Annotated in this window: 10 protein-coding genes; 6 read left to right on the forward strand and 4 right to left on the reverse strand. The window is 62.8% G+C overall.

From position 1 onward, the window contains the following. Positions 1–41: 41 nt before the first annotated feature. The 4 genes from NKH59_RS29840 to NKH59_RS29855 all read right to left on the reverse strand — a co-directional run bounded on the left by NKH59_RS29840 (position 42) and on the right by NKH59_RS29855 (position 4,227). The gene (locus NKH59_RS29840; RefSeq protein ID WP_352540137.1) at positions 42–1,112 is read right to left on the reverse strand and encodes an ABC transporter substrate-binding protein; all 1,071 of its coding nucleotides are present in this window, start codon (positions 1,110–1,112) and stop codon (positions 42–44) included. Beyond that, complete coding sequence (locus tag NKH59_RS29845) at positions 1,097–1,975, reverse strand: ABC transporter permease (protein ID WP_352579425.1); 879 nt, start codon at positions 1,973–1,975, stop codon at positions 1,097–1,099. Before NKH59_RS29845 ends, NKH59_RS29840 begins: the two co-directional genes overlap by 16 nt. After that, positions 1,972–2,859, reverse strand: coding sequence for an ABC transporter permease (locus NKH59_RS29850; RefSeq protein WP_353023922.1), 888 nt, complete (start codon positions 2,857–2,859; stop codon positions 1,972–1,974). The genes NKH59_RS29845 and NKH59_RS29850 overlap by 4 nt, the downstream gene beginning before the upstream one ends. Positions 2,860–2,943: 84 nt before the next feature. Beyond that, positions 2,944–4,227 carry an NAD(P)/FAD-dependent oxidoreductase gene (locus tag NKH59_RS29855; RefSeq protein ID WP_352768846.1) on the reverse strand — a complete coding sequence of 428 codons (1,284 nt, stop codon included), beginning with the start codon at positions 4,225–4,227 and terminating at the stop codon, positions 2,944–2,946. A 225-nt stretch (positions 4,228–4,452) separates the two neighbouring features. On the opposite strand from NKH59_RS29855, the gene NKH59_RS29860 reads away from it, so the two are divergent. From NKH59_RS29860 to NKH59_RS29885, 6 genes are all read left to right on the forward strand, one after another. Then, on the forward strand, positions 4,453–5,610 hold the full coding sequence (locus NKH59_RS29860; protein WP_353023924.1) for a fumarylacetoacetate hydrolase family protein: 1,158 nt from the start codon (positions 4,453–4,455) through the stop codon (positions 5,608–5,610). 77 nt (positions 5,611–5,687) lie between these two features. Further along, on the forward strand, positions 5,688–6,482 hold the full coding sequence (locus tag NKH59_RS29865) for an SDR family oxidoreductase (RefSeq protein WP_353023926.1): 795 nt from the start codon (positions 5,688–5,690) through the stop codon (positions 6,480–6,482). A gap of 250 nt (positions 6,483–6,732) precedes the next feature. Further along, positions 6,733–7,665, forward strand: a complete 933-nt coding sequence (locus NKH59_RS29870) for a substrate-binding domain-containing protein (RefSeq protein WP_352473388.1) — start codon at positions 6,733–6,735, stop codon at positions 7,663–7,665. Positions 7,666–7,772: 107 nt separating this feature from the next. Next, positions 7,773–8,759, forward strand: coding sequence for an ABC transporter permease (locus NKH59_RS29875; protein WP_352473389.1), 987 nt, complete (start codon positions 7,773–7,775; stop codon positions 8,757–8,759). A gap of 3 nt (positions 8,760–8,762) precedes the next feature. Then, positions 8,763–9,557: an ATP-binding cassette domain-containing protein gene (locus NKH59_RS29880; protein ID WP_352473390.1), complete on the forward strand. Its 795-nt coding sequence runs from the start codon at positions 8,763–8,765 to the stop codon at positions 9,555–9,557. Positions 9,558–9,616: 59 nt separating this feature from the next. Continuing rightward, on the forward strand, positions 9,617–10,639 hold the full coding sequence (locus NKH59_RS29885) for a LacI family DNA-binding transcriptional regulator (RefSeq protein WP_353023928.1): 1,023 nt from the start codon (positions 9,617–9,619) through the stop codon (positions 10,637–10,639). The last annotated feature ends 433 nt before the right edge of the window (positions 10,640–11,072 follow it).

An 11,072-nucleotide genomic window follows, 5' to 3' on the forward strand; every position in this document is an offset into this window, starting at 1 on the left:
GGTCTTCCCTTCTCCCCCTTGTGGGAGAAGGAAGAGCGAACTCAGCCGCCTGCCTTGACCTTCTCGAACATCTTGGCGAGTTCGTCATTCTGCTTCATCGGCCCGGTGAAGATCGTGGTCTTCAGCATCACCTCGGGATCGGAAGGCAGCTGCAGTTTCTCCAACTCCTCCTTCGGCACAGCGGCGAAAGCCGAGCTGGTCGAGCTGCCATAGCCGTAGGCCTGGATCAGATACTTTCCGGAATCCGTTTCCAGCCGGCTGTTGATGAAGTCATAGGCTAGGTCGACGTTCTTGGCGTCCTTGAGCATGACGAAACCGCAGGCCCAGGTCAGCATGCCTTCCTTCGGCTTCATGAACTCAACAGGCACGCCCTGCTTCTTCAGCGAGGTGGCCGAGGCGTTCCAGGTCATGGCCGCGACCAGCTGGCCGCTCGCCAGTGCCTGTTCGACCGAGGTCATGTCGGTGGTGTAGTTCGAGAGCAGCGGGCGCTGCTCGCGCAGTTTTTCCGCCACCTTGTCCATCTGTTCCGGTGTCATGTCGAATGGATTGACGCCGGCCAGAAGGGCCGCCACCACCGGTGTGTCGTGGACGGCATCGATGGTCGCCATGCGCCCGGCATATTGTTTGTCCCAGAGCAGGTTCCAACTGGCTTCCGGGTTCTTCACCAGATCGGTGCGGTAGAGGATCGAGGTATTGCCCCAGTCCCACGGCACCATCCAGACCTTGCCGTCGCCGGCCTGCAGGTCGGGCAGGTTCTTGAAGACCGGGAAGATCGAATCCCAGTTCTTGATGCGCTTGGTGTCGATCGGCTGCAGCAGGCCTTCCTTGTTCCAGCGCGCCACCTTGTCATAGCAAGGGTGCGCGACATCGGGGCGGAAGCCGGCCTTGACCTTGGTGAAGGCGTCATCGTCGTCGCCGAACATCGAGGCTTCGACACCATCGGGGTGCGCGGCGAGGAAGCTCTTGTTGAAGTCGGGCAGTTCATAGCCCGACCAGGTGAAATATTGCAGCTTGTCGCCGGCAAAGGCGGCAGTCGATGCAAGCGCCAGCGCGAAGGCAGCCAGTCCGGTTTTCGCTGTCTTTGCCGTTATCGATTTCAAGTCGAATGCCATTGCAGTTCTCCTCTTTCGGTTTCTTCTGGTTTTGACAGGCTGGCGGGCGCTGGCCGCCGGGTGGCGGCAAGCCCGCGATGGCGCAGGATTTCGGCGAGTGCGGCGATGACGAACGACACGGCCAGGATCGCCGTGCCGAGCGCCATGACGGTCGGCAGCGATTTCGGGAAGCGCAGCTGGCTCCAGATATAGAGCGGCAGCGTCGGCTCGGTGCCGGCAAGGAAGAAGGCGACGATGAACTCGTCGAACGAGGTCAGGAAGGCCAGCATGAACGCCGAAATAATGGCGGGCAGGCTGAGCGGCAGCATCACCCGTCTGAAGGTCGTCCAGTCCGAGGCGCCGAGGTCGAGCGCTGCCTCACGGATGGTCTTCGGGATGGCGGCGAAGCGGCTGCGCATGACCACCACCGTCGTCGGCAGCGCCACCAACACATGGCCGAGCACAATGGCAATGCGCGACGGCCCGAAACCGGCGAGATTGACCAGGATCAACAGCGAGATGCCGACGATGACGCCGGGGATCAGGATCGGCAGCCGCGCAATGGCACTGATCGTGGCGGCCAGCGGCGAGCGACCGTAGAGGTCCATATAGGACACGGTGATGCCGCAGAGTGTTGCGCCGGTGGCGGCAATGGCGCCGATGACGAGGCTGGTGGCAAGCGCACCGGACAGCGCCGAATTGCCGTAAAGTGTGCCGTACCACTCCAGCGTGAAGCCTTGCAGCGGAAATGCCGCTTGGATCGAATTGTTGAAGGAAAACAGTGGGATCAGCAGTATCGGCAGATACAGGAACACCAGATAGGCAAGGACATAGGCTCCGAGCCAGCCGCCGCCTTGCTTTGCGTCCAGGCGCGCCGTGTTCATGTGCGGCTGCCGTATCGCCGGTCGGCGAAGCGCACCACCAGCACCACGGCGAGAATGACCAGCATGACGGCGACGGCGAGTGCGGCGCCGAACGGCCAGTCATTGGCCTTGCCGAACTCGGCCTGGATCAGTGTGCCGATCATTGTACTGGCAGGGCCGCCGACCAGCGCCGGCGTCACATAATCGCCGACGGTCGGCACGAAGACGACGAGAGCAGCCGCCAGCACGCCCGGCATCGAATTGGGCAGCACGATGCGACGGAAGCTGGTGAACGGTTTTGCGCCGAGATCGGAAGCAGCTTCGAGCAGCGATTTCGGGATCGTGTCCAGCGCCACATAGATGGGCAGGATGGCGAACGGCGCATAAGCGTGGGCAAGCGTGACGACGACCGCTGCCGGCGTATTAAGGAAGGCCAATGTCGGCTCCGACCAGATGCCGCTTTCGATCAGCGCCGAGTTCAGCACGCCATTATAGGCAAGCACGATCTTCCAGGCGAAGACGCGCAGGAGATAGCTGGTCCAGAACGGCAGGGTGAGCAGGAACAACAGCAGCCCGCGCCGCCGCCCGGCATGGAAAGCCAGATAGTAGGCAACGGGATAGGCGGTGACGACGGTTGCCAGCGTCACCAGGCCGGCGATACCCAGCGAGCGCAGCGTCACCGTCCAGTACAGCGGATCGGTGGCCACAGTGACGAAATTCGCAAGGGTGAAACCAGCCCCCAGCAGCGAGCCGTCATTGCCGCGAAAGGCGAGAAAGAACACCAGGCCAAGGGCGAAAAGGATCAGCAAGAAGGTGGCCAGCCCGCCGGGCAGCAGCATGGCGAAGCGGAAGGCCGGCGAAGACCGGGTTTCCGGCAGCAACTGCGTTACGACGATGGTCGACATCGGCTGTCCATCGAAATTTGAAATCGATTAAGCTTTTTTCATATTTGTGAAATTGTCAAGCTATTTCATGCTTGGGCATGAACGTCAGCGTTCGAAGGCGTCCAGCATCCGGTACCAGGCGATCGTCGCGGCGACGCCGACCTGCCGAAACGCATGAAACGGAATCGGCCGGATCGGCGAGACCGGGAACGGCAATTGCCTGGTGTCGCCGCTCGACAGGTAGGAGGCGATGCGCTCGCCAAGCGCGGTCATCAGGCCGATGCCGCGGCCCTGGCAACCGACGACCGCCAGCAGACCCTTCTCTGGCTCGTGGATATGCGGGAGATGGTCCGGCGTCATTGCCACCCGGCCGAACCACCGCTTTTCAATGGCAATGTCTGACAGCGCCGGATAAAGCCGCAGCAGCGCGCGCTCCAGATGCGCCCAGTCGGCCGGGCCGTTCGGCAAGGCCATGCGGCCGCGTCCGCCGAGCACCAGCCGGCCATCGGCACTCTTGCGGTAATAGACCAGGATGCGGCGCGAATCCGACACTGCCTGCCCTTCCGGCAGGATAGCCGCCGCGAGATTGGACGATAGCGGTGCTGTCGCGATCTGGAAGGAATGCAGCGGGACGATCGTCTCGGCGAGGCCGGGAAGCAGGCCGCCGGTATAGGCGTTGGTCGCCAGGACAATCGCCTTGGCCTTGAGTTCGGCGCCGCTTTCTGTAGAAACGTGCCAAATGCCAGCATTCTGGCTGATCTGCATCACGTTCTGGCGTTCGGCGATTTTCACGCCCGCCGCTACAGCGACGCGCGCCAGTTCCGACGTGTAGGCGAGCGGATCGATGACACCGGCGCGGCGATCGAGCCAGCCGCCGAGATAGCCTTGCGCGCCGGTCATCGTCGCGATCTCCGTCGCGCTCAGCAGCCGGACATCGGCGCCGCGCGCCCGCCACTGCCGATCCCGGCTTGCCGCCGCTTTCAGCGCGGTCTCGGTATGCGCCGCCTGGATCCAGCCATTGCGGACGAACGGCACCGCCAGTCTTTCGTCGCGGATCAATTCGAAGACGGTGTCAGCGGTCGAGGCGGCAAAGTTGACGAGCGCTTCGCCGCGTTCGAGACCAAAATGCTCCAGCAGCCAATCCGGATCGTATTTCAGGCCGGGAATGACCTGACCGCCGTTCAGGCCGGATGCGCCATTGCCAATTTCGCCGGCCTCCAGCACCTGGACGGCAAGGCCGAACCGGGCAGCGTGCAAGGCTGTCGACAGCCCCATGATACCGCCGCCGACGATAACGACATCGACGCATTGGCCGGCGGGAAAAAGCGACTGGAACGCGGTGGCTGTCCGCGGCTTCTGCCAGATTGGATCGGAAAACCGTACGGGCAAGCGTCACCTGGAGATTTCAGTAGGTGAAAACCCTAGCGACGGTTTCATTATTTTGAAAGAGCGTTTTCCGTCGCCATTGGCGCACGTCAGGCTCGATCAAGGTCCAGCGATGCGAAGACCGCTTGAAAGAATTGACAAAGCTCGCCCTGCAAGCGGGATAGACCTTTGGCGGGAATTTGTTGAAAGTGCCGCGGCCGAAGGACAAGCCAACAGGAAATGTAAGCCATGACGAACGCCACACATTTGCCCGCCGAAGGCCTCTTCGTGGGCCGCGCCAGGGCGAGCGATGCTTCCCATCCGCTGGTGGTGACGGTGCGTGACGGCACGGTCTTCGACATCACGTCAAATGTGGCGCCGACCGTGCGCGACGTTTGCGAATTGCCGGATCCGGCGAGGCACGTCCGCTCGGCCAAGGGGCGGCCGATCGGCCCGCTCGATGCCATTGCCGCCAACAGTTTCGAGACAGCGCGCGATCCGGGGAAACCGTACCTGCTATCCCCCGTCGACCTTCAGGCGATCAAAGCGTCTGGCGTCACCTTTGTCGTCAGCCTGCTCGAACGGGTGATCGAGGAGCAGGCGCGCGGTTCGGCGGAAAAGGCCGATGCCATTCGCGCCGACATCGCCGGGCTGATCGGCCACGATCTGTCGAAGCTCAAGCCCGGCTCGCCGGAAGCGATGGAGATCAAGGCCAAGCTGATTGCGCGCGGCGCCTGGTCGCAATATCTGGAAGTCGGCATCGGCCCCGATGCCGAGATCTTCACCAAGTGCCAGCCGATGGCCTCGGTCGGCTTCGGCGCCGATGTCGGCCTGCATCCGGTTTCGACATGGAACAATCCGGAGCCGGAGATCGCCATGATTGCCGCCAGCAGCGGCAGGATTGTCGGGGCGACGATCGGCAACGACGTCAATCTGCGCGACGTCGAGGGGCGCTCGGCGCTGCTGCTCGGCAAAGCCAAGGACAACAACGCTTCGGCAGCACTTGGCCCCTTTATCCGGCTGTTCGATGAGACGTTTTCCATTGGCGACGTGAAGCAGGCGATCGTACGCCTGAAGGTCGAGGGCGAGGATGGGTTCTCGCTGGAGGGCGCCAGTTCGATGGCCGAGATCAGCCGCTCGCCGGAAGAGTTGGTCGCCGCCGCCATGGGGCCGCATCATCAATACCCCGACGGGCTGGCACTTTATCTCGGCACCATGTTCGTGCCGTCGAAGGATCGGGGCGAAACAGGCAAGGGCTTTACCCACAAGGTCGGCGACATCGTCACCATCTCGTCGGAGAAATTCGGCGCCTTGGTCAACCGCGTGCGGCTGTCGCCCGACTGCCCACACTGGACCTACGGCGCCAGCCATCTGATGCGCGACCTCGCCAGGGCCGACCTCATCTAGTCCCCCACCCTACATCCGATAGATTCTAGAATTCTCTGATTGGAAATTACCTGCTCGTCGGCATTCGGGAGAGTCCATTGATCGTCGCTCTTGAGGGCAAGACCCTTGTCGTTACCGGCGGAACGCAAGGGCTTGGCGAGACCATCGTCCGGCTGGCCTCAGCCGACGGCGGCGAAGGGATCGCCATTGTCGGCCGCAATGCCGAGCGTGGCAGACGCATCGCCGAAGAGCTTTCACGACCAAGCCGGCCCGTCGTCTTCATCCAGGCCGACCTTGGAGATCCGGCCGCGCCTGCAGCTGTCATGGCGGAAGCGATCAAAAGACTCGGCCGCATCGATTGTCTGGTGAACGCCGCGGCCCTCACCGACCGGGCCTCGCTGGAAACTGGCACAATCGACGACTGGGACAGATTGTTTTCCGTCAATGCGCGCGCGCCGTTCTTCCTCATGCAGGCGGCCGTAGCCGACATGAAGACACGGCGGGCGGCGGGCGCCATCGTCAACATACTGTCGGTGAATGCGCATTGCGGTGCGCCGGACCTTGCCATCTATTCCGCAACCAAGGGCGCGCTTTCGACGCTGAGCAGAAACATTGCCAACGCGCATCTTTCCGATCGCATCCGCGTCAACGGCATCAACATGGGCTGGGTAGCGACGCCGGCCGAACAAGAGATGCAGGCGCGCAGGCTGGGCAAGGGCGAAAACTGGGCAAAGATTGCCGCCGCCGGCCTGCCGCTTGGTCGATTGCTGACCATGGACGAAGTCGCCCAGCTAACGCTGTTCCTGCTCAGCGACGCCTCCGGGCTGATGACCGGGACGCTTATCGACCTAGAGCAATCCGTGCTCGGCGCGCCGCCGCGCAGCATTGCATGACGGTCGCAAGGCCGATCGTCGCCCGCCTGGAAAATATCAGCCAAACTGATGCAATCTGATGGGATTGCTGATGGCGCGGTGCCTTGCGCCAACGTCCATTGGCAATCGAGGCTTGCCATCGATCGAAAAAGGGAATGCTCTAATGCGCCCAGGTCGACGCTGGCAAATGCGATCACGGCTTTGGCCGCGCACGGTTTTTGGCCGCGATCGTCGTCGGAGGAGGAGTTCGGTTCAAATGGGAGGAAATCAAATGCTGACGAGGCTAAGACTGCTTGTACTTGGCTTGGTGGTGGCCCTGGCCATTCCGGCCGCGGCACAGGCCAAGACGTTCTACTGGATTTCGCATGGCGGCCCGGCCGATCCGGTCTGGACCTACTTCCTTGCCGGCGCCAAGCAATGGGCGGCGGACACCGGCAACACCGTCAACACGTCGTTCCACAATGGCGACGTGGCGTCGCAGCAGGAGGCTGTTCGCGCCGCGATTTCCGCCAAGGCCGACGGCATCACCACGACCAGCCCTGATCCGGGCAGCCTTGTGGAGATCGCCAAGGAAGCGCGGGCGGCGAACATCCCGATCATCAACTTCAACACGCCCGACCCGAAGGCGGACTTCAACGCCTATGTCGGCGGCGACAACGTCACCTTCGGCAAACATTGGGCGCAGTATCTGGTCGACAAGGGCCTTGTGAAGAAGGGCGACTTCGTCTGGATGCCGGTCGAGATTCCCGGCGCCACCTATGGCGTCCAGGAAGAGGAAGGCATCAAGAGCGTGTTCGAGCCGCTCGGCATCACCTATGAAATCACCGAAGCGACGCTCGACCAGGCCGAAGTGATCAACCGCATGGTCGATTACCTCACCGCCAACAGGGCCAAGGTCAAGGCGGTTATCGGCCTCGGCGACCTTGTCACCGGTTCGATCAAGCGGGTGTTCGACCAGGTCGGCGTCAAGCCGGGCGAAATCCCGGTCGTCGGCTGGGGCAACTCGCTCGACACCACCCAGGAAGTGCTGAACGGCTACGTCAATGCCGCGCAGTGGCAGGATCCGCAGGCGACCAGCTACGTCGCGCTCTCGCTCGCCAACATGGCGGCGAGCGGTATTCCGCCCGGCTTCGACGTGATCACCGGCGCGCTCTACGAGAAGGACACCGCGGCAGTCTACGACAAGATCCTGTCCGGCAAATAAATCCGCGATCGAGTTGGTCACGGCCGCTTCGGCGGCCGTGACTGTCTCATCATTCCGCCGAAGCCGGTTGCGGTCGCGGCCAAATCCAATCCTATCGCGGGTCCAAGGTGGAAAATCGTTCTCTTATCCAACGCTCGATCGCGCGGCCCGAGTTCGGGCCGTTCGTGCTGCTTGTCATCGAGATCGCCGTGTTCTGGGGCATCAACCACGACTTCCTGTCGCCGCAAAACATCTCGAACACGCTGGCCTTCACGGTCGAGCTCGGGCTGATCGCGCTGGCGATGACGCTGTTGATGACATCAGGCGAATTCGATCTCTCGGTCGGCTCGGTGTTCGGCTTCTCGCCGGTCCTGATGTGGACGTTGTTCAACAGCGGCGTCGCCTCGCTGGAAGCCGCTTTCGTCATTGCGCTGGTGGTCGCTGCGTTCATTGGACTGGTCAATGGCTGGTTCGTGACGCAGCTCAAGATCCCGTCCTTCCTGGTGACGCTGGGCATGCTGCTGGTGGTGCGCGGCACCGCTTTGTTCGTCACCAACGGGTTTCCGCAGCGGACCTGGAGCGCCGAGGGCAGCTGGCTGGCGGAAGCGCTGGTCGGCGATTTCTTCATCGGGCCGTTCCGTATCTACATGTCGCTGTTCTGGTTCATCGCCGCCGCAATCGCGCTCGGTTACGTGCTGACGCAGAGCCGGACAGGCAACTGGATCCAGGCAGCCGGCGGCAACCCGAGTGCTGCAAGGGCGCGCGGCGTCAATGTCAGCGGTGTCAAGATCGGCCTGTTCATCCTGTCGTCGATCCTGGCCTCGCTTGCCGGGGTCATCTCCTCGCTGCGCACCTCGGCGGCCAACCCCAACAGCGGCACCGGCTACGAGCTCGAAGTCATCGCCATGGTGGTGATCGGCGGCACGGCGCTGACAGGCGGGCGCGGCACAATCATCGGCACGGTGCTCGGTATCCTGATCCTGCGCGTGATGCGCAACGGCATCGTGCTGATCGGTGTGCCGGGCCTTGCCTATAATATTTTCATCGGCGCCATCATCCTCGGCATGATGGCGCTCCATTCATGGCTGGAACGCCGGCATCAGGCAGGGACTTGAACCATGGCCGAACCGCTTGTCCGCATGGAAAATATCCGCAAGTCCTATGGCCGCGTGCAGGCGCTGGTTGATGCCAATTTCCATGTCAACGAAAGGGAGATCGTCGGCCTGCTCGGCGACAACGGCGCCGGCAAGTCGACGCTGATCAAAGTGCTGTCGGGCGCGGTCCCGCTGACCAGCGGCGATATCTTCATCCGCGGCAAGAAGGTGAATTTGCGCACTACCAGCGACGCCATCGCGCATGGCATCGAGACGATCTACCAGGACTCGGCGCTGGTGACGCAGCTGTCGATCGCCCGCAACCTGTTTCTCGGGCGCGAGCCGATCAAGCCGCCGCGCTTCCTCAATCGGATGGACCAGGAGGCAATGAACGTGGTTGCCCGCGACCTGCTCAAGCAGGTCGGCATCTCGAAGAACATCCCGCCGACGACGCCGATCGGCTCGCTCTCCGGTGGCGAGCGGCAGGCGGTGGCGATTGCGCGCGCCATGCATTTCGACAGCGACCTCATCATCCTCGACGAGCCGACCAACAATCTCGGCGTCGCCGAAACGCAAGGCGTGCTGAGCTTCGTGCGCAGCGCCCGCGATTCCGGCCATTCCTGCATCTTCATCGCCCACAACATCCATCATGTCTTCCAGGTGGTCGACCGCATCGTCGTCATGCGCCGCGGTAAGGTGGTCGCCGACGATATTGACCCGAAGAAGACCAGCGTCGCCGAAGTCGAACGCGTCATCACCGGCATGTCGGACAAGGAGATCCATGACGCGCTGGTCGAGGGCACGCAACGGCCCGGCTGAGCAGCCGGGGGTCGGGCTGATCGTCGAGGCACTGGATCGCATCGCCACATGGTTGCGACATGAAAGCCACCGTTTCGGATATTGCCAGGAGCTGCGGCCTGTCGACGGCGACGGTCGACCGCGTGCTCAACAACCGGCCGGGGGCCAGTGCCGCCAACCGGCAGCGCGTCATGGAGGCGGCCAAGCAGCTCGGCTATCTGCCGGTTGTCGACCAGGTCGCGTTGCCCTCGCGGCCGGCGCATCTCGAATTCTTCCTGCCGATCGGCAGCAATGCCTTCATGGCCGATCTGGCCAGGCACATCGAGGATTATGCGGCGCGCCTGCCGCTGGTCGCCTCCTGCCGCATCCACAAGCTCGCCGGCATCTCGCCGAGCGCCTTGCAGGCGGCCGTCGAAAACCTCTCGCTCAAGGCGAACGGCGTCGGCGTCATCGCCATCGATCATCCGAGAACGCGCAACACCTTGCGCGAGATCGTCGAGGCCGGCATCCGCCTGGTCACGCTGGTGTCCGATGTTCCGGGTGCGCCCCGCTCGGCCTATGTCGGCATCGACAACCGGGTGGCTGGCCGCACCGCGGCGCTGCTGATGGGACGGTTCCTCGGCGGCCGCCAGGGCCATCTGGCGATGGTCGTCGGCTCACGCTCCTACCGCGGCCATGAGGAACGCGAGATGGGCTTTCGCTCCGTGCTCGGCGAGGAGTTCCCCAATCTGACGGTCACAAGCGCCGTTGAGATCAACGATGAGCCGGAGGCCAGTTATACCGCGACCATGAAGGCGCTGCACAGCGAGCCGGAGCTGCTCGGCATCTACTGTATCGGCGCCGGGCGCTCGGGCGTGGCAAAAGCATTGCTCGAAGTCAGGCCGCAGACGAAGCCGGTGTTCATCTGCCATGATCTGACGCGCGAGACGCGCGGCTATCTCGTCGACGATCTGCTCGACGTCGTCATCGACCAGAATGCGCGGCTGATTGCCGAACAGTCGGTCATTCGCCTGCTCGGCTCGATCGCCTCGTCGGCGCCCTATCTGACGCGAAAATTTATCGAGCCGCGCCTGATCTTCAAGGAAAATGTCCCGGTGCAGTGATGTCGCGCGAGGCGATGGTCGCTCGGGCCTCGATGGTTAAAATTCGGTTGATACCGCAAATCTGCACATCACCTATGCAACTTTTGTGGTTGCCGAATCATTGGGCAATCGATAGTTTCGCAGGTGTCGGCCATCTACTCCTCCCAGATGCGATGCCGACGCTGAGTGCGGCACACCTCCTCCCGTGCCGTATTCGAAATCGAGCCCGCTGCCACCTCCTCCCGGCAGCGGGCTTTTTTTGTTCCAGCTCCGGGATAGCGGCCAATGCTTGCGGTCGGGACAGCACCGGACACGTTTGCTGATCCGCGCATCGATGAGCTTCGCTGCGACCGCCGCGGCTTATCGGGCGATAGTGATGGGGTGGACGCCCCCTCGACGGCATCGATGTGCCAGAATGGTGGTGTTTGACAGCCACCGTAAGAGAGGGAGCGTC

The sequence above is a fragment of the Mesorhizobium sp. M0998 genome (genome assembly GCF_040318885.1).
GTDB lineage: Bacteria > Pseudomonadota > Alphaproteobacteria > Rhizobiales > Rhizobiaceae > Mesorhizobium.

Coding starts and splice junctions, on each gene's coding strand:
- NKH59_RS29840 (WP_352540137.1), bottom strand. CDS start 1,112: ATGGCATTCGACTTGAAATCGATAACGGCAAAGACAGCGAAAACCGGA.
- NKH59_RS29845 (WP_352579425.1), bottom strand. CDS start 1,975: ATGAACACGGCGCGCCTGGACGCAAAGCAAGGCGGCGGCTGGCTCGGA.
- NKH59_RS29850 (WP_353023922.1), bottom strand. CDS start 2,859: ATGTCGACCATCGTCGTAACGCAGTTGCTGCCGGAAACCCGGTCTTCG.
- NKH59_RS29860 (WP_353023924.1), top strand. CDS start 4,453: ATGACGAACGCCACACATTTGCCCGCCGAAGGCCTCTTCGTGGGCCGC.
- NKH59_RS29870 (WP_352473388.1), top strand. CDS start 6,733: ATGCTGACGAGGCTAAGACTGCTTGTACTTGGCTTGGTGGTGGCCCTG.
- NKH59_RS29880 (WP_352473390.1), top strand. CDS start 8,763: ATGGCCGAACCGCTTGTCCGCATGGAAAATATCCGCAAGTCCTATGGC.
- NKH59_RS29885 (WP_353023928.1), top strand. CDS start 9,617: ATGAAAGCCACCGTTTCGGATATTGCCAGGAGCTGCGGCCTGTCGACG.